This is a genomic window from Pseudomonas saxonica (assembly GCF_007858365.1).
GTDB lineage: Bacteria > Pseudomonadota > Gammaproteobacteria > Pseudomonadales > Pseudomonadaceae > Aquipseudomonas > Aquipseudomonas saxonica.
Window position 1 is genome coordinate 1414599 of sequence record NZ_VFIO01000001.1, and the last position, 19164, is coordinate 1433762.

Here is a 19164-nt window from a genome sequence, read left to right on the forward strand (position 1 = left end):
ATGCCAAGTGTTCTTCCTACACAATCGGGTGCCTGAAAGGTCTGGAGGACGAATTCGGTCGCCCCCCGCCTCCAAACAAAACCGCCACCCTGCCCTAAACCTTCGCCAAATCCAACGCATCAATCACACTGCAATCCCCTGCCTCCAACGCCTCCAACGAACTGGCCGTACACAGTTGCACCTGATGCGGGCCGATTGCCTTGGCGTATACCCGGTGGCCCTGATGGTCGCCGGCGATGCTGAGACGGTGTTTGTGGAGGCCGCTTTCGCCTTCAAGCATTTCGCCGGTATGGGCTCTTGGAGATTGGGAATGGAACAGGTTGAAGACGCGGTCCCGGGGGACGCCGATTTCTTTCCAGGTGTGGTAGGTGTCGCCTTGCTGCAGCCCTGGACTGAACTTGCCTCGCTGTACACGACCGACGTAATGGGCGAATGGGGCTTCTTCGGTGTCGCGGGTGATGTTGGAGATCACTTTGACCGGGCTACCGGGCGCCAGGCGCAGCAGGCCGATGGCGACGCCGGTTTTGCCGTTGGGGCTGTAGGGCTGGTCCGGGTTGGAGACCAGTGGCTGGTGGACGATGATCATTGGAACCGACTCATCCGTCGCACGAGCGCTGACTGACTCTGATCGCACGGGGGGCTGGGGCGGTTTGATGGAACCCGCTGGGGACAACATGGTCGCCGTAAGGAGTCCACTCAGCGTTGTAGCACTACCCAAAATGGCCGCGGGGCTATCTTTGGTCACTGCCTGATCTTTGTCAGCGCCACCGGCCACCGCCTCAAACAACTTCTGCACAATTGCCGAGCGACTGCTATTACCCGCCAGCAGCACGTGCACACTTTCCACCGAATGCCCGGTGAAGGCTTTGTTCATGGCGCTGAAAAAATTCTGAATGCCCAGGCCGATGCGGTCGGTCAGGTAGCTCACTAGCTTGTCCACCGGGACGGCCAGTTCGCTTTCGATTTTTTCGCCGTCGCGGTTGAGCAGCGGCAGTTTCAGTACGCCGTTCTTCTCCGGCAGGGCTCCCTGCTCCCAGAGTGGGCGCAAGCGTGACAACAACATCACGCTGTTGGTCGAGGCACTTTGACTGTCGAGCAGGAACATTTCCGAACCCGGGAAGTCCTCGGCGTCCAATGGGCGGACGAAGCCAATGCGTTTGGTACGGCAGAGTTCAATGTTGTGGCGAAATACCAGGTAGGCCATGTTTTCGAGCAGATTTTCACCGCCAAGGTAAGCGTCCCCGGCATTGCCGTAATGCTCGAACACCTCCTCCCAGCCTTCGTCCTCTTCGTCTGCGGTGGGCAAACGGTAACGACCAAAGTCGAAGTCCGTGGTGCCACCACCGAAATCGAACACCCCGTAGGCAATGCCCTCCTCGGTTGGCTCGATGCCCAGTTTTGGCAACGCCGCGGCGGCGTACGCGGCCGGCTCGTTGGCCAGTTCTTCGACACAGAACTCTTTAAACACCTCACTTTCAAGCAACTGAGGTGGCAGGCTGCGCTGCAAGCCTCTGCGGAACGACATCAGGATCGTCTCTTTGAGTTCCCGGGTGTAGGCGACGGGGAACGTCATGTAGTACCGCAAAAAGAGCCCGCGGCTGCGCCAGTTGATTGCCATGCCCAGGTACCAGGCATACAACTCGATCGGGTCGAGCGGATCATCCTGGCTGACGGTCAGCGGCTTGCCTTTGACCACATCACGCTTGGTCAGGGCTGGCAGTGGGTATTCGTAACCATTCACCCTATCGGCGATGCGGGTGAGGTTGTCCGAGCCATGGCGTAATGCCCAGTGCTTGATCTTGGACAGGATGCTGGCGACCACCTTGGGGTCGCTGCCGTTATTGCGCAGGCTGTGCAAGGCTTCATGGGAACAGCGCACGTTGTCCCAGTTCAGGTTGGGACGGTACGCCTCCGAGTTCCAGGTTTCCAGGCTGCTCCGCAAGTCGATGAACTCAAGCACCGTTGGGTTTTCGTAATGCTCGGGCTGCTCTTTTTCCCAATGATCCTTGGCGCCGATACGCAGCAGCTTGTAACGGCCATTGTCGTCGTAGGCCACCACACTGCTGCTGGTGCCGAAGTCGATGGCGATGTTCCAGTCCTTGACGTCCGTCACCGGGTCACGCGCGCGCAATTTGGCCTGGCTCAGCTCTGTCGGGTCTTCGCCACAGAACTCCCAAATGCCCAGGTTCGGGTCACTGAACTGTGCATCACTGAGTTTGGGTAGACGGCAAATGCGGTAATCGACGTCGCGGTACAGGCTGGCCAAGTCAGGTGCTGGGGTATTCATAATCGCTAAAGGGTCCTTTTTGTGGTTGGCATCAAGCGATGTCAGGCTCCAGCCGCGCTGGATGGCGTGGGTCACAAATTGCTGGGTGTCGAGGTGGCTTACCTGGTCGCTGCACGCAATCAGACAACCGAACCCATCGGCATAAACCCAATCGCTATCAACATCGACCATCCCCTCCTGCGACAACCAAAACTCTTGCCCTAGTAACGCTTTTGAAGAGCCTACGCGCAGAGGGTTACCCTCGGTTGAAGCAAAATCAATTAGCTCAACCCTGGAAGGTAAACGCCACGGAGGAGTGCCCATGATCAGTTTTTGCTCAAGGATCTCCTCTGCAACAGACAGGCTATAGACGGCTCTGGAGGGGACGTCGTCATCCCATATCAGGCGACTTTGCGTGTCGTACAGCTTCGAGGCGGACTCTTGGGGAAACTTCACCCACCAATACCGCGAAGCGGCAATTTCAGACGCACATTGACTGCGCAAACTCGCCACAAACGCATTGCGAGCATAGGGTGGTGTACGCCCCGACATATGGCATTCCTTTAATATTTCGACCTGCTTCAACAACCCGATCAAGTGACTGAGCAAAGCAGGTAACGACGACGCCTGGGTCATGGTCATTGGTCAGATACGGCTCTATTTTTAAACGGCAATCAATGTGCTGGCGGCCCGGCGGGCGCAGGTCTCTACTCAGTTGCCGCCAGCGGCAAGCGCTGACGCTCACCTCCGGCGTTGGCCAGGCCAGGCAACCACTGCGCCCTAATCACTTCCCCTCGGAGCGTCGAACGCTGGTGCAGGCGGTAGTCGTATTCAGCGCCAGCCTCCACGCAGCACAGCTGCGCCTGGCGATCGCGCCAGATCAGGTTGTGGATATCCAGACATCCTTCAAGGATGTGCAGCTCAGCAGCATTTGCCGGGCGTGCCTGCGATTTGCAGCGTTCGGCCAGCAGGTCCCAGAGTTCGAGCAGGCGCTCCCACTGAGCGGCTGTGGCCAACAAACGCGTCAGTTGTTGCCCTTCGCTTTCGCTTTCGAGGAGCCAGGCGGCGCTCAGTTCCTCATCGGCTGAGAGTGTTTTAAGCAAGGCCAACTGCGCGACCAACTGCTCGCGTAGTGAATCTTGCGGACGCTCGTGCAGTGTCAGCGGAATCACGGCCACAGGCAGAGGCACTGGTTCAGGGGCTGGCTCACCCGCAGCCGCCGACGAGGCGACGATATCAAGCACCAACTGGTGAACCTTGGTGTCGCGTTCCAGCAGTTTGATCAGTGCCTCCCGCAACCATTCTTCTTTCGCCACATGCGAGGAAAGCTCACTCATCAAAACACCTCCAGCAGGTCACGCAGCTGTGTCCGCACCTTGAGTTTGTAGGTCAGCTCCTGAGCGAATCCCAACACCGTACTGCGTTGTGCGGCCGGCAGTTTCAGGAAGCGTCGACGCAGCACCGCGATGGCCTCCAGCGAAGGCTCGGGATAAGGCGACTCGACGTCCGGGATCTGCAGCGAGCCGGACATGAACGCGAGATCCTGCGGGCTGATACTGGACCAGAAGTTCTGGAACAGCAGCGGCAGATAGAGTTGCAGCAACTCGACACCCGGTAATTCAGACATGCCATTCACGCTGGTCGTGGGACTTGCAACGGACTCTTGTACCGGTTGAGCCAAACCCGGCTGCAGCAGGTGCTCGACCAGCCAAGCACCATCGTACGGACGTGGGAGTTCACCCTGTGGCAACGTGATGCGCTCAGCCAGTGGCTCATAACGCAGAACCTCCCAGCTTGAGCATTGCAACTCGGTGAGTGCCCTGGAAACGTCAGCCAGATACCCTGCTGAGACCTGCTCGTAGATTAGGGTGATGTGCACCTGCGCCAACTGCTTGCGTAGGTTTCGGCGCTCACTCAATTGCTTGAGCACGGAGCCTGCGGTTTGCGCTGAATGGCTGCTCAGCGACACCCACGGTTCACCATTGATCAACGTGACTTTCCACTGTTCATTAACTGCGGTCGTTGATTCGAAGCAGGCAACTTGGTCGCCCCTCAGCACTAAAGCGTATTTCTCGGTAGACACAGGACTGTCCCAATCAATGGCCACCACGCGCCGAAACCGACGCGTGGGGCTCGGTTATCAGACTGACTCAGGCTTTTTGAAGTGTTCAACCGCCGCGTCCAGCTGCACGTAGATGGCTTCTTCGGTTTTATCCGGTGCCATGTTTTTTTCCGCAGCAATAATTTTGCCTTCGGTTTCTGCGGCGGCGGCCGGGCCGAGACCGCCTTCGAAGTATTTGAGCAGGCTGATTACGTCGGTTGTGGAGCCCAGCAGCGAGGTCAAACGTGTGCTACTGAAGTACTCCGGATTGTTCGCCACCAGCGGCCATAGGTTGGCCATAGTACCTTCACGCACATTGAATTTTTCATCCATACACTGGGCGCCGATTGCCAGGCCAGCAGCATATTTTTCAACATCGGTGATGCTTTCGGTCTTGGTAGGATCAAGTTCAAAAGCACGGATTTCTTCCATGTACGCTTCGAAACTGTCGAAGTTCTCTGGCTTAATGTCCTGGCTTGCAGCCTGAATGGCTCGATCACCAATATCCTTGATCTGCTCACCAGGTTTGAAAATCCCAATGACCTGCAGCACCGCTTGGACCACACTGACGAAGGTGTTGAGTTTTTCCAAGTTACCGATCAGAACCGGTACGACCTTGGGCAACACCGTGGTGCAGAAACTGGCGACAGCCGGACCAATGGAAGCAATGACCGGCGTAACGGCGGCGACTACGCTGGCGACGGCACTGAATGCTGCTGCTATGAGAGGAAATACCATGGTTCAGATTCCTAGATTGAGTCGAAAGATTGAAGAAGTTCTAGCCCCTTCATCGGCCGTTGTGCACAGACCGTCTCAAAGGCTTCCAGCGAGTCACCTAACGCGTTGAATGCTTGATCAAGCAGCGGGCGAATGAGGGCCCAATCGTTTTCGTACCAACCGGGGATGCTGGCGCAGTCCTCGAAGACCTTGGTCAATAACCCGAACACTTGCTCCGGCGTCTGCACGAGCGCATCACACAACGCCCGAGACTCAACGCCGAAGCGCTGAGCGATGCGTGCATGCAGCGGTTTAGAGCTAGTCGCGTGCATACGCAGGTGGTTGAGCGTCAGAAACATGTTGATCAGCAAGCAGCCTTTTTCCAGGGCCTGTGCCAGGTGATCCGGATTGCTCATCAAAGGGTCTGCTGCCAATCGCGGCAGCAGTTTTTGACGTTGCTCCCAGAGCTGAAGCCGACCGCGCTGCTTGATCGTTTCCTCGGGAATTTCCGCCGCGTCGGTTTCAGCGATCTGCTCGATCTGAACCCGTACCGCGCCGTGCCAGCCACCGCAATAGACGATAGTTTCGCCCGGTTTAAGCAGCGGTAGAAACGCCTGCTGCTCCTCGCTCAAGCCAATGGCATCGCCAATAATTTTTCGGTCGTCGGCAGCGAACAGGCGGTGGACGATTTTGGTATTAGTGTTCTTGATCACATCGGCGATCAGCTTGTTCGGGATCTGATCGGCAATGATCAGGCCTTCGCCATACTTGCGCACTTCCGCGAGCAGGTTGGCGAACATCTCGACGCCCATTTTTTTCGACTCGGCATCTCCAGGTTCTGGCCGCGACAGGAGGCGGTGAGCCTCTTCGATCAGGGTCAAATGCTGGAAGGCCGGCTGGATTCGGTGCCGCTGCTTCATGCACTCGGCCAGACGATTGATGATCAAGCCCATCAGCAGGGCCTTATCCTTCTCGTCCTTGATCTCTTCCATTTCGATCACAACGTGGCGATCGAGTAATTGGTCGAAGTTCATCGAGTAGCGCGAGTTGAGCATCCGCCCTTTGACGCCCAGGGTCAGGCTAGTCAGACGTGCCACTAGTGAGCCCCGGTACTTTTCTTCGAACTCGTGTCCCATTTTCTTGGAGGTGATCACCTTATCCAGCTTGGCGATCATGTCGGAGAAGGTCGGCCAGGCATCACTGCCATTCGTCCACGGGTCGTCGAGTAGGAAGTTCTGCGTACTATGGATATCCCAACCCTTGGCCTTGTAAGCCTCGATGATCGCCTCTTCGACAATCGAGGGCATCGCCGCTTCCATAGGAAAAACCGCCGCCAGCGTGGCGTTCAGCACCGAGATATGACTGGCCAGGTTCTGTCGGCTGGACACCAGCTCGAATGGGTTGAGACGAAATGGCGTCAGGTCTTCGCGGCCCAGGGTGTAGTAGTCGACTTCAACCCCGCGACCGTGCAAGGCGCGGTACTCCGTCTTGGCCGGCTCGATCACCATGAATGGCAACTTGGACTCAAGTAGCAGGTTCATGCACGTGGTGGTTTTCCCTGCCCCCGTCACACCGGTCACGAAGACGTGCTTGGACAGCTCCTTGAGCGGCAGGCTGACCGGTTTGTGTTTGAGCAGTCGACCATGCTGGATGATCTTGCCGATTTTCAATGTTTGATCGGTGCTGGAAGCATCGGTGCCCGTATTGAGGGCAAAGTCGACGTTCTTGCGAATCTTCAATCCTGGCAGCTCTAGGCTTGGCAAACCGGCAACCAGCGCCAACTCTTCGATGTTTAGCCAGGTTGCGCCGAGCAGCTCACCGCCCGGAAGTAGCGGCGCACTGTGGGCAACGCAGTTGTCCGCAGAAATACCTTTGTTTTTCAAACGCCGTAGCTGCAATAACTCCGACAGGTTAAAGCTGGTTCCAGACTGCAACTTGTGAACCCGCAGCGGCGTCACGCTTGAGTTATTGCCCTGGAAGGTCGAAATCAACCCGCGAGAAAGACGTTCGAAGGTGCTTCGGGTCTCGGCACTGACATAAATGGCAGTGCGGTACATGCCTTTGCTTCGGCCCTGCAGGAAACGCTCGATCAGGGTTTCGCTCAGGTGTTTTTGCAGTTCTTCCGCACGCTTGTCGGTGCGCTCTCGAGTCATGGCCAGGCTTTGGCCGCCGCTGGTGCCGTTGGCCAAAGAGTCACTGCTACCCGTGGACACTGAATCATTGGTGCCGGTGTTAGTGGACTCGTTTGTACCTTTCTGGATCGACTTGCTGTTGCTGCTATCAGCACGACCGGAGTTATTGGTGGCGCTCATGTTGGTACCCCGGACATAAGTCTTCGAGGTGCCATTGGTGTCGTTGGTCGAGGTACCGGTGGTCCGGGTGCTCTGCCAGCCGCTGTTCTCAGACTGTTGCACCGACTGCTTGATATGGGCCGACAGCAGTGTCGATAGGTTGTAGACGCTGTCGAGTGTGGCGCGAACGTCATCGTCCGTGCCCGGCTCTGCATAGATGGTCAGTTGCCAAGTCTCTCCGACCAGGCTGTTAGCCAGCCGCTCGACGCCCTGAAAGTCCTCTTCTGCCGCTCTCTCGCTATCGTTGAACGATGGCACGCCCGTAATCATGCCCAGATGACGGCTGTCGCGATAAAGGTGTTGAAACTGCTCGTCATCGTCCCTGACGTCTTCCAGTCTGGCGCCCAGAAAGTTGCCCTCGAAGGTTGCCCGCAGCATTTTCGAGGCGTCTGGAATATCAATATCCTTGGAGGACGTCGCAACGCCCAGGTACAGGTCGATACCCTCGGGCCGACCTGACAAGATGTAGACGCTGGCGCACGAGGTGCTGTTCAGGCACGAAATGACGTTGGTCATCGCCTGGCGGTAGGCATCAGGCTTACCCTCACCAATTTCGCTGATGTGCAGCATCCGGTAACTGATCTGACTGTCAGGCACCTTGGGCAGGCGAACCAGCTCAGCGAAATTCGGCGCGTCCCAGTCAATGCGCGGCAAGTCATTGGCCATCGGCGTAAGGCTTTTCAACTCAACGGTAGTTGGATCGTATTTGGCATTCATTCAATGTTCCCAATCCATGAGAAAGTCTCAAGCGCTCAGCGCTTACGGATATTGAGGAGACCTTTCTCATCGAAATAATGGTCGTAGTGTGTGCGGAAGTAGCGGTCCACGGATTGCTCGTAGGTCTTTGTTCGAAGCCACTCGATCACCTCGATATTGGCATCCGGTTTACCTGTGAGATTACGCGCAGTCGCTCGCCCCAGAGCGGTTCTACCCTTAGCATCAAGCATTTGCAGGTCGGCATTCTGATTGACCAGCAGCTTTACCAGACGCAGGTTACCGATGCGGGTTTTGATCATTTGCCCATCTGCCGCGTGCATCAGTGCAGTCATCGAATACTGGTCGATGTAATTGATGGTCGAAGCGAATAGCTCGACGACACCGGCATGGGGTTTGAAGCGCCTGGACATGCACAGCTGGATCAACGGGGTTTGTCCGCTATGGTTTCTGATGTCTGATGAAACGTAGCTGAACAACACGCGGCATGCCTCCACTTCACCGGCCTCGGCGGCCAGGTGCAAAGGTGTGTTGCCCTTTTCAAAGGCTTCAGACGAACCAAGGATTGCCGAATGCTCGCGGATGTACCGATCGAGGTCGCCGACATCACCCGAGCTCAACGCCTCCTTGAACTGACGTGTGTTGAGCTGTTGCTCGGACAGCACATAAGGTTCGGACCGAAAGTTGTAAGCACGCTGATTGTCGTCATCCGTTGATGGGCGCTCGATGGGGGTCAGATCGCGCGCGGGCCAGTTCTCAAAGTCGCGCGGTGTCCAGACGTTATCGTCTTCGAAATGGAATAGCGGTTGCCAGTCGTCCTCACCTCTAAGATCGGCGCCTTTCGCAGACCTGATTACCTGTCCCAGCTCTTGGCGCAGATAGCGCCCCAAGCGAATCATAAAGTCTTCAGGCAGCTTCGTACTGGTCGCGATGTAAATACCGTAGCCCCCCTCAAAAAGCTCGCTCAAGGTTTCCAGCGACCACAGAGTTGCAGGTTTTTGATCGGGATGATCGAACGCCCAGTGCCGGACGAACTGCGAGACCCGCTCATACCAGACGTGTTCGGACTCGTCGATACGACCCACATCAATGGCGAGAAAAGGCACCGGTGCTTTCGGAACTTTGACGATAGATGAGTAGCGAGCGTTCATGACGCGGGGCTTCCATTTTCCGGTGGGCATGAGTCAATAACAGAGCGACTTGCAAGGGCCGCAAGCCGGGTGTGATCTAGCGACAGCCACCTAACCTGCAAAAAGGAACAAAACATGAGGCTCGTCCGTGTGTGATCAGATTGCGCAAGATTCAGCCCGTAAACGGGCCCGCAGCATGTTCACTATCGGCCGAGCGATCGACTTCTTGAGCGCCCCCCTGGATATACAAGGTCACTCATGCCTTGACCCAAGATCGGCTTGCGATAGCGTTTTTCACGCCATAAAACACTGCGATCAACAGCACGAACGCCACCGAGGATCAACAGGTCAATACCCCCGGCCATCAGCGTCAGAAAGATCGACGCCTGTTCCAGATCGGCCCTACCGCCATGCAGATAGAGGCAATAGACAAAGTACCCCACGAACAAGGAAAGAACAGTCTTGAACAGCCGAGACATAGCGGCGAAGCCAATCAGTGCGACGATAATTGCTATGAACACCAACATCCCTTTTCCTTGCAGCACCACTCCAACAGCAGCCAGAAGTGACGGCCACTGCAGGGCGCCCAACGATATCATCATGACATTACCTTGCGTACCTACGAGCACTCAAAAGCGCCGCAGTCGCGCCAGCCATTCAGCCACCGAGCGATCAATAATGCCCGCTCGCCGATGACTCAACGCCTCGCTGCCACATTTGGGGCAGTGAGCGAACCAGTCACCGGGGCCCAATGCATCGCTGCGTGGTGCTACAGTTTTTTTCCAGCCACAGTCATCACAAACAAAGGTGAAAGGCTTGGGTTTAATTGGCATCACAGTTCTCCTGAAAACTTACCCATAGTCGACTCCATCAACTCTCTCACCCGCCGGGATACATCTGCTCGATCTGCTGATCGAACTCTCCGTCATACCCACAGTACTCCCGCGGAACACGTTCAATATCCTCGGCCATTTGCTCGATCACCTCACGCAGTTCCAGTTGTGCGTACCACCGAGCAGGAATCGCCGCAGCACCATACTGAACACCCAACAGATGCCCGGCGATCAGCCCGGTGCTGTCGCTATCGCCACTGTGGTTCACCGCCGAGATCACGCCCTCTTCAAACGAGTGCGCCGCCAAAGCGCACCACAACCCAATAGCCAGCACCTCTTCGGCGACCCAACCGCCACCGAGCTCGGCTATGCGTTGTGGGGTGGGCTGGTAGCCCTCGTAAAAGAAGAAAAGTACGCGCTCAATGAGGATACGTGTTTCTTCCATACCGGGCATTTGCCCGTATTTGGCCAAGCTTTGAGTGACTGCGTGCTCCAGGCTGTCTTGCCGGTCGACAATGCGCTGGAGAATATCGGCGAACAACCCAGCAGCCAGATAGCCCGTGGGGTGCCCATGGGTCAGGCGCCCTGACTGGGCGGCGTAGTCAAAGGCATTAGCAAAAAATGCGCAGGGTGCGACACGCATCACGGCACCACAGCCTTTGCTGTTGTTCTCCGCGACAGCCCCCAGCCGTGGACTGGCCTTAAGTGCAGCGAGGCAGGTAGTGCCAGAGGTGCGGCGAGACCAGAGCGCCAGTTGCTCGATCAGCCACCCGTCCCTGCTGACCGGTATCGCGGTAGGGTAATCCTGGGTCATCAGCCAGCGCAGCAATGCATGATGAATGATGCTGGGGACGTGGCAAGCCCCTCGTGAACTGCCGCGCACATAAGCCCGCAGCAAGCCTTCTGCAGTGAAAAGCATCATCTGGGTGTTGTCGGTGATGGCACCGGTGATTCCGTAAGCCGGGGCAAAATCGATGACTCCCTGTGGACCGAACTTAGCTTCGATTGCAGGCCACTCGAGAAACTCCACTGGGGCGCCTAGCGTATCGCCGACGGCACCACCCAGCAGGCAACCTTTGATCCGTTCAAGTCTGTTCATGCCCTCCCTTATCCCTCTGCCGGGATCAATTCCTGCAAAATCACCAGCTTTCTTTGCAACTGCTCGATGTGCGCTTTCTCAGCGCGCAGCGCCGAGCGCAGTTCCCGGTTCTCCATCTCCCAAATCCGTACCCAGCGCGCGTCCTTTCGACAGGCAAGAGCCATTTGCCAGAGCTCACGCAGCCTCAGGTACTGCAGCAGAAGCACCAGCAGGATTACCCCCATCATCACCAATGCACCTGTCGAAACCGCTTGCGACATACTCATGTCCACTTCCTTCCGTGAGTTCAATTTGTCTTTTCAGACAGCCACACGATATGTAGTGATTTACGACAGGTCTAGAATGTAGACTTATACAGGTAAAGTATTCGCGCACATGGAGAGGTTATGAAACGCAAGCAGTCCATCGAACAGGTCCGCTGGGACCTGGCACTTCGCTATCGTTTGATTGAGACCGTTGCCTGGTGGGAGGGCCGGCTGACCACGGGACACTTGATCCAGAGCTTTGGCATCAGCCGTCAGCAGGCGTCAAAAGACATCAACACCTACATCACCGAACATGCGCCCCGAAACTTGACATATGACAAGCAGATCAAGGGCTATGTACCCAGCAAGCACTTCAAACCAAAGTTCATCGACGACAGCGCCAGCGCCTATTTGCACCTGCTTTACCAGAACAACGAACGCGCCCCGCACATTGATGGGCTCGCCCTGGCCTACGCTCACACCAAGGTGTTGGAGGTACCGGACCGGCCGATTCGCCCCGAGATCCTGCGCCCACTGCTCAAAGCCTGTCGCGATGGTCTGCGCCTGGAAACCGAATACGTGTCACTCAATACCCCTGAGGTCGATACTCGTCTCATAGCCCCGCACACCTTGGTCTACACCGGCATGCGCTGGCACGTGCGCGCATACTGCGAGAAGAACGGCCAGTACCGGGATTTTGTGCTTAGCCGACTGCGAGGTGAGCCGGGGTTGCTTGATGCGTCAGAGAACACCCGTGAGTTGGATGAAGACTGGAATACTGAAATACCAGTCATCATCGCGCCCGATGGGCGATTGAGCGCAGCGCAGAAGGCGATCATCGAAACCGACTTCGGCATGGTTGATGGCCAGCTAGTGGTGCCCAGCCGTAGGGCGCTGGTGAAGTATGTATTGCAGCGCTATCAGATCGACCACAGAAACATGGACCCCAACCCTGAGGCGCAGCAAATCGTGGTGACTAACCTCAAGGAATTGAAGGCGTGGCTGTATGAGTGATTAGTTCGCAAGTCGGGTTGATTACCTGGACGGTGCACGTAATCAACCTCTACTTCCCTGCCAATAGCGCCACGAAGGCTTAGCGCCCCTTACTTACGCAGCAGTTCGTGCCGGAAGCGTGCTTCCAGGGACGGAATTTCTAACAACACATCTTCGTCTTCCCAAACATCGTAAGATCGGATTTCCAGGATCTCGTCCTCAAACTCCAGATCCTCATGATCTTCATGATCTTCATGATCTTCATGATCTTCATGATCTTCATGATCTTCATGATCTTCATGATCTTCATCGGCAATTTCCTCATAGAGCGCCGAGGTGTAGAGGTATCTGATGACAGGAGAAAGCGAGCTCTCTCCTGTCGGTCCCCGTCATACATTGGGCTTGTCAGTGGCTCGATAAAGTTGCGCCCGAAGGAGCGCGCCCTGTGGATGGCAAGATTACTTTTCGACCAGCACTTTCGGGTTGGCACTGCCCCAGACGGTGTAGAGGTCGGCCAGTAGTGCGCCGTTGGGGTCATGCCGAGTATTGGAAGACGATGTAAGTTGCGGTTGAACGCCAGGATCGAAGATGTAAAAAGACGTAAGGAATTTGTTCTCGCTCCCCCACTCGATATTGCCGTGCTGGGTGACCGCGACACATTACGACGCCCCCCAGGCTGATGATTGTGTCTCGTCAGTATCAGGAGAAGTCGCCGTGCCCATCCCGCGTTCGCTGAACCGCAGCAAAGTACGTAGTTCCGGCCCGCACAACGCGGACACCTGCACCCTGACGCTCAAGTGGTCGTTCATGATGATGCTCGAGCTTGGCGGGCATCGGAATCTTATCCAGCGACATGGCTTCAACGATGACGACCTGGCCGTCGAGCTTGGCCTGCAAGCCCTTATCGATGAAGATGATTTCAATCCGCGCCAGGCGCTGCTGCGCTTGAAGGGCGAGCGCAAGCTGTTCGATGAGACGTTTACCGACTGCGATTACCCTGACCTGCTGGAGGATAATCTCGACGCGTTGGGGGAGTTGCTGGGCCTGGATTCAGCAGAACTGCGGATTCTCGGTTTTTGCGTCCTGATGCAAACCGATCCGACGCTCAATAACGCTGCCGACCTACTGGGCATGCTCGGCTTCAACCGCATGCTCGCTGCTCTCAGCGCCCTGCTGGAAATTCCGCAACTGCAATTGACGCATTACCTGAGCAACGACGGTCGACTGGTCCGGGCGGGGTTGCTTGAGGTCAATACCATGTCCTCCGCAGTCACCACCCTGAGCAGCCGATTGAGCGTGGGTAATTCTGATCTGCCGGGCTTGATGCGTTTCAATCAGGAAGAGCCCATCGAGCTCTTCAAGTATGCCTTTAGACTCAGCCCTCCAGGCACTCTGCAGCTCGACAACTACGAACACCTGCGTCAGCACGTTGATATCGCCAAAGCCTACCTGAGCAAGGCTCTGGCTGAAGGCCGTATCGGGGTGAACATTCTGCTCTACGGCCCGCCAGGGACGGGCAAGACGCAACTCAGCCGCCTGCTTGCCAAGACGCTGAATACCGACCTGTATGAAATCGCCTGTTCCGACAGCGACGGTGATCCGGTCAGTGCTAACCAGCGCCTGTGCGCATTGCGCTCGGCCATGAGCGTGTTGCACTCGCACAACTCGCTACTGGTCCTGGACGAAATCGAAGATATCTTTGATAGCCCCATGCCCATGGGTATCGGCGCTCGAAGCAAGGCGCAAAAAGGCTGGATCAATCGGATGCTTGAGGAAAACACCCTGCCCTGCTTCTGGTTGAGCAACAGCGTCGAATCACTGGACGCCGCACATATCCGTCGCTTCGATCTGATCATTGAGCTACCCAACCCGCCTCGGGCGCAACGCGAGCAAATCGTCAGGGACTGCAGCGCCAACAAGCTAGGCAACGAACTCGTAGAGAAGCTCGTCGATCACGAGCATGCCACACCGGCAGTGCTCACCCGCGCAGTGCACATCGCCCGCAGCCTTAATCCCCGCGCTGGCAAAACACTCGATGCGACGGTCGAGTGCCTGGTCGATAGCACGCTCAAAGCCCAAGGTTTTGAAAAGCTGGAAGCCGCACATGGCCAGCGGCTGCCGAGTTTCTATTCACCCGATCTGATCAACGCCGACGTGTCACTCGACGGACTCGTCGAAGGCCTGCGCAAACATGCAGAAGCTCGCTTGTGCTTTTATGGGCCACCCGGCACGGGCAAAACCGCCTTCGGCTGCTGGCTGGCACAGGAGCTGGACAGGCCGCTGATGGTGCAGCGTGTATCGGACCTGGTTTCACCTTACGTGGGCCAGACCGAACAAAATCTGGCCAAAGCCTTTGAAAAGGCCAGTCAGGATGGCTCGGTTTTGCTACTCGATGAAGTCGACAGCTTTCTGCAGGATCGCCGCAAGGCCCGGCAAAGCTGGGAGGTAACAGCTGTCAACGAAATGCTCACCCAGATGGAAAGCTATCGCGGTCTGTTTATTGCTTCTACGAACCTGATCAGTGATCTGGACGAAGCCTCGCTGCGCCGCTTCGATATGAAGATTCACTTTGGCTACCTCGCTCAGCCGCAAGTGCAACAGTTGTTCGGCGCCCACCTGCTGGCACTTAAGCTCAAGGACCCCGTCAAGGCAGCAGGTCTGCGCTTGAAAAACGAACAGCAATTGACACCCGGTGACTTCGCATCAGTAGCCCGGCGGGCACGCTTCAAGCCCTTCGCGACCGCGAACGAGCTGGCCAGTGCGCTGATCGCCGAATCTCGCCTCAAGACTGCCGGGCAGCAGCGACCCATCGGCTTCGTCCATTAGCAGCGCTGACTTCACGGCGGGCGCTAAATGGCATATTGCCATATAGCGCCCTTGCCGCCATGCTGAGCTTAAGCACTACTCAAGGATGCCTGTCTTGCCCTCCGCCAAAGCCCATTCCACTGTCAGTCGTCAGTGGGAATTGCTTCGTCAGTTGCCGTCGAAATCACCCGGCATTACCACCTCCGAAATCACCACGCGCCTGCAGTCGGCGGGTTACACCATCAGCAAGCGCACGATTGAACGTGATTTGATTGATTTGTCGTTGATGTTTCCCCTGCAATGCAACGACGCAAGCGCGCCTTACGGTTGGTACTGGAAACCCGGCGTCAGCGTCGAGCTACAGGGCATTACACTGACCGAGGCTTTGAGTCTGGCTTTAGTCGAAGACGCGATCCGTCCCCTTCTACCCAAAAGCATGCTAAGGGTGCTGGAGCAGCGCTTCAGCCACGCTCGACAAAAACTCAAGACCCTGGGCGAGGAGAATCACGCTGCCCGCTGGCTGGATAAAGTGGCCAGCGTGAGCCCGGACTTGAACCTGCAGGCGCCGGATATTCCCGAAGAGATCCTGGAGACGTTGCAACAGGCCTTGCTGGAGGAAAAGCAGCTGCAGTGCCAGTACTACTCCGCACATACTGACAAACTCAGCCAGCTGACACTCAACCCTCTGGCCTTGGTGCAACGTGGCCTGATCACTTACCTGATTGGCACTGCTCATCCCTACACCGACGTTCGCCAGTATGCGGTACACAGATTCCGCGAACTGGCTCTCCTACCCACCGCAACGCAGGGGCTGAAGGACTTTAATCTTAAAATCTACCTGAGCACGGATGCTCTGCAATTCGGCAAGACCGAACGAATTTCTTTCCAAGCCTGGCTCAGCGAAAAACAGGCGCGGCTACTCCGGGAAACTCCGCTGAGTGTCGATATGGCCCTGACCGATCTTGGTAATGGTGACGGTTATCGCGTTACTGCGACGATTAGCGATAGCTGGCAACTGCAGTGGTGGATCCTGTCGCTCGGTAATGCGGTGGTTGTTGAGAAGCCGCAGAGTCTTCGCGAGCAGATCGCAGAGAAGCTGCGCAGTGCGGCGTCTGGGTATGAATGAAAATGGAACGTGCTGGAAAAAATGGCCGGCTATCGGCATACGGTCATCACGGTTTATCTGCGTTACTAAATAGCTAAGGATTTTAAATGACAGACACCCATGAATTTGCGCCCGACCTTCGTCGCCCTAAAAAGATCACTCTGTTTTTTGTAGTTGATATGTGGGGTATTGAAGGCCCATACGCTGACGGTAACTGGCATCAATTGATCCATCAAGCAGCCCAAAGCTGGATAAAAGAATACCCTGATCAACCGCCCGCTACATTGTGGTCGGTCGTGCAGCCGTGCGACCTCTTCGCCAACGGAACATCGTGTTATATAACCTGCAGCACCAAGCTTCCGGACATGTTTTTTCACGGGCTCAATTCATACTTGTTCGAGCACTTTGGGAATCACGTGACAGTGGCTGAGGTCGACTTTGATCTGCCATTTAAAGACATCGAAGGGTGGCGCGCATACCTTCACTTCGAACAAGGTCAGGTCTGGGAACAGACAGACGCAGTCACTTGGCGAGCATTGAGCTAGGGTAGCCACTGCGGCACGTTCACAGCCGCCTTTGTGGGGCAACATGCCAGCGCGTTGCAGCTTTTCATATCCTTGGCCGCCCATGTCATCGACTTGATAGATGACATGGGCTAAATTTTCCAAGGTAAAAGCTCGGGCATCAGCGACCCGCCCATATACCTGGACGTTGATGTCACCCAAGTGAGTAGCCATCAGAAACATGACCGGAGCTGAACATGGAGGAACGTACAATCGCCTAGCCTATTCCATCCGGTCACGTCCACTTCCTACAGCTCAAACTCATGTGTAGACATCATCAAAACTGGTCAAAAAAGCCGGTCATTTGCCGGAAAAAAATCAGCTAAAAACCGCAAAAAGTGGGGGAGCAGGTGGGGGATCTTGGCGCTGTTTAAAATAGCTAAATCATTGTTTTTCAAATAGATAGATCAATAAAAAGCTAACCACAAGCCGGCTTTTTAATGCCTGTCATAAAACTATCCGCTTCGAGATATCTACATTCTTATGGATAAGATGTTCATAGAAACCTTCTTCGTTAACGTAGCGCCTTACAGCCGCCCCGATTGCCTTCCGCTTTTTTTGGCCCGTGCGCAAGAGAGTTGCGAATGGCTGGAAAGCCGTGGGCTGAAGGTCAAAGGCCGTATTCCGTACTACCGGGAGGTCATCAAGAACTATGACGCTGTCCGTGGTTCATACGGCCCGAAGATGTTTGAGTTCTTGCATGCAGTGTCTGAAATGCATCACGTGGTGAAGTGCAGTGAGCAACTTAAAGAACAGCAGGCCTCGACCCAATTCAATAAGACATTACATGCTGCCATGTACGGCATTAACTTCAGCCATGAAAATGACACGCCGGGCAAGGATCAGGATCGCAACTATATGTTCGAGCTGGGCATTGCCTCCAGCTATGCCGCGCAGGCCCACCGTATCGACGTGTCGAAGCGTACCGACATCATCGTCACCGACTTGGCGCTGGCCATTGAATGCAAGCGCATTCAGTCGCCGGAGTTACTGGTGCGGCGTTTTAAAAAGGCCATCGAACAGTTACAAAAACAGGAAGCCGGTGAAGCCGCCAATGGGGTGGTGTATATCGATGTGACTGAGATACTGGACGTTAAGCATACGGCCTATATTCACGATCAGGCCGGGGTGCGGCCGTATCTCAAGCCGCCTCCCGATGAAGATGAGGTCGCGGAAAATCTCTACAGGCAAATAGAGGCGGATATCGCCGAGACGATTGAAGACAAGATGACTTTGCTCAAGCCTCACTTAACCGATGAGGTGTCTTGCGTGGTTTTAAACTTCAACTTTTGCGGGTTTGAAATCAATATGATCCGTGAGTTTGCGATTGTAGGTCGATGCAGTTTTATTCTCGACAATGCCAAGGTTGACCCGGCTGTTGCACAGCGCGTACGGGCCACGCTGGGTCGACAATTTATGTAGTCGACTCAACCTCCGCGCTGGACGGTTTTGCGGCCGCTGCGCGGCCGAACGCGGCCTCGTGTTACTCGTCCGCTGCTACGAAGGGGTGTGTTTCACGCCTTTAAAATCAGCCGTTTCGTACGACGTTTCCCTTTCAATCACGTGAAACATCCGAGAAAATCCCGTTCCCTTGCGCCCGCTCATTTCGGGGCATAGTCTCGGCCCATCGCTGCACAATCAGCGATCGGGTTTAGTCGCCCGATGCAGTACTCGGCGCAAGGCGCCACCTCCGCGAGGCGCTTTTTTTCGGCCCCGCGTTATGGTGGCCGTGCGTAGGGCGCCTTCGGGCGCGCCGGGTTCCGAGTGCACCGGTCGACTAACCTGCGTACGGCTGCCACCCCTTCGTTTAGTCGCGACAGGTAACAGCTCCTAAAAATGCCTCGGATTAATCGCCATGAAAAGAATCACCCCCGATCCGCCCTCCTTCACCCTGCACGATGCTGCTCAGTGCGATGCACAGTCGTTGGACCGCGCTGCCGCCGATCGCGCGCTCGATTATTACTTGCTCGACCACAGACCTCCACGGCCGGTAAGCACGGTGACGTATGCCATCCCGGACAGTGTCAATTTAGAAGCGGCTTTGGCCCAAGCGTCAGACTTGTTGCGCTGTGCGGGTGCTTCAGCGTGTGAGGCGGGGAATGGTTTGAGCGGGTTGCCGCGCGACCTGGTGTTGTCGGTTGTGCACTTGGTGGAGCTGGCCAAAGCGTATGTCGACAAGTCGCTGGACGGTTTAACGATGCACTAAGCAGCACGCGCCTGAGTGCAAGCAGGCGCGTCATAG

Annotated in this window: 16 protein-coding genes; 5 read left to right on the forward strand and 11 right to left on the reverse strand. The window is 56.0% G+C overall.

Annotated elements, in window-relative coordinates:
- Positions 1-94: 94 nt before the first annotated feature.
- The 10 genes from FJD38_RS06585 to FJD38_RS06630 form a co-directional block, all read right to left on the reverse strand.
- Positions 95-2818: an Hsp70 family protein gene (locus FJD38_RS06585; protein WP_146384465.1), complete on the reverse strand. Its 2724-nt coding sequence runs from the start codon at positions 2816-2818 to the stop codon at positions 95-97.
- A gap of 155 nt (positions 2819-2973) precedes the next feature.
- Positions 2974-3603: a hypothetical protein gene (locus FJD38_RS06590; RefSeq protein WP_146384467.1), complete on the reverse strand. Its 630-nt coding sequence runs from the start codon at positions 3601-3603 to the stop codon at positions 2974-2976.
- Positions 3603-4349 (reverse strand): hypothetical protein, encoded by a 747-nt coding sequence (locus FJD38_RS06595; RefSeq protein ID WP_146384468.1) that lies wholly within the window; start codon positions 4347-4349, stop codon positions 3603-3605. Before FJD38_RS06595 ends, FJD38_RS06590 begins: the two co-directional genes overlap by 1 nt.
- Before the next feature lie 57 nt (positions 4350-4406).
- Positions 4407-5105: a hypothetical protein gene (locus tag FJD38_RS06600; RefSeq protein WP_146384470.1), complete on the reverse strand. Its 699-nt coding sequence runs from the start codon at positions 5103-5105 to the stop codon at positions 4407-4409.
- 11 nt (positions 5106-5116) lie between these two features.
- Positions 5117-8152 carry a serine-rich family protein gene (locus FJD38_RS06605; protein ID WP_146384472.1) on the reverse strand — a complete coding sequence of 1012 codons (3036 nt, stop codon included), beginning with the start codon at positions 8150-8152 and terminating at the stop codon, positions 5117-5119.
- A gap of 35 nt (positions 8153-8187) precedes the next feature.
- The gene (locus FJD38_RS06610) at positions 8188-9300 is read right to left on the reverse strand and encodes an ankyrin repeat domain-containing protein (RefSeq protein WP_158637850.1); all 1113 of its coding nucleotides are present in this window, start codon (positions 9298-9300) and stop codon (positions 8188-8190) included.
- Between the two features lie 182 nt (positions 9301-9482).
- Entirely contained in the window at positions 9483-9881 is a 399-nt protein-coding gene (locus FJD38_RS06615; RefSeq protein WP_146384476.1) for a hypothetical protein, read from the reverse strand.
- A gap of 27 nt (positions 9882-9908) precedes the next feature.
- Positions 9909-10112, reverse strand: coding sequence for a hypothetical protein (locus FJD38_RS06620; protein WP_146384478.1), 204 nt, complete (start codon positions 10110-10112; stop codon positions 9909-9911).
- Between the two features lie 46 nt (positions 10113-10158).
- The gene (locus FJD38_RS06625; protein ID WP_146384480.1) at positions 10159-11211 is read right to left on the reverse strand and encodes an ADP-ribosylglycohydrolase family protein; all 1053 of its coding nucleotides are present in this window, start codon (positions 11209-11211) and stop codon (positions 10159-10161) included.
- An 8-nt stretch (positions 11212-11219) separates the two neighbouring features.
- Positions 11220-11477 (reverse strand): hypothetical protein, encoded by a 258-nt coding sequence (locus FJD38_RS06630; protein ID WP_146384482.1) that lies wholly within the window; start codon positions 11475-11477, stop codon positions 11220-11222.
- Between the two features lie 120 nt (positions 11478-11597).
- Here FJD38_RS06630 and FJD38_RS06635 point away from each other — a divergent pair, with 120 nt between their 5' ends.
- From FJD38_RS06635 to FJD38_RS06645, 3 genes are all read left to right on the forward strand, one after another.
- On the forward strand, positions 11598-12470 hold the full coding sequence (locus FJD38_RS06635; RefSeq protein WP_146384484.1) for a BrxR family helix-turn-helix transcriptional regulator: 873 nt from the start codon (positions 11598-11600) through the stop codon (positions 12468-12470).
- Between the two features lie 693 nt (positions 12471-13163).
- Positions 13164-15275 carry an AAA family ATPase gene (locus tag FJD38_RS06640; RefSeq protein WP_146384486.1) on the forward strand — a complete coding sequence of 704 codons (2112 nt, stop codon included), beginning with the start codon at positions 13164-13166 and terminating at the stop codon, positions 15273-15275.
- 94 nt (positions 15276-15369) lie between these two features.
- Positions 15370-16380, forward strand: coding sequence for a helix-turn-helix transcriptional regulator (locus FJD38_RS06645; protein ID WP_146384488.1), 1011 nt, complete (start codon positions 15370-15372; stop codon positions 16378-16380).
- Between the two features lie 365 nt (positions 16381-16745).
- On the opposite strand, the gene FJD38_RS24440 is transcribed toward FJD38_RS06645, so the two are convergent.
- Positions 16746-17096, reverse strand: a complete 351-nt coding sequence (locus FJD38_RS24440) for a hypothetical protein (protein ID WP_158637851.1) — start codon at positions 17094-17096, stop codon at positions 16746-16748.
- A gap of 309 nt (positions 17097-17405) precedes the next feature.
- On the opposite strand from FJD38_RS24440, the gene FJD38_RS06655 reads away from it, so the two are divergent.
- A complete protein-coding gene (locus tag FJD38_RS06655; protein ID WP_146384492.1) occupies positions 17406-18344 on the forward strand; it encodes a hypothetical protein in 939 nt (312 codons plus the stop codon).
- A gap of 433 nt (positions 18345-18777) precedes the next feature.
- Positions 18778-19128, forward strand: a complete 351-nt coding sequence (locus FJD38_RS06660) for a DUF6124 family protein (protein WP_122782027.1) — start codon at positions 18778-18780, stop codon at positions 19126-19128.
- Positions 19129-19164: the final 36 nt, after the last annotated feature.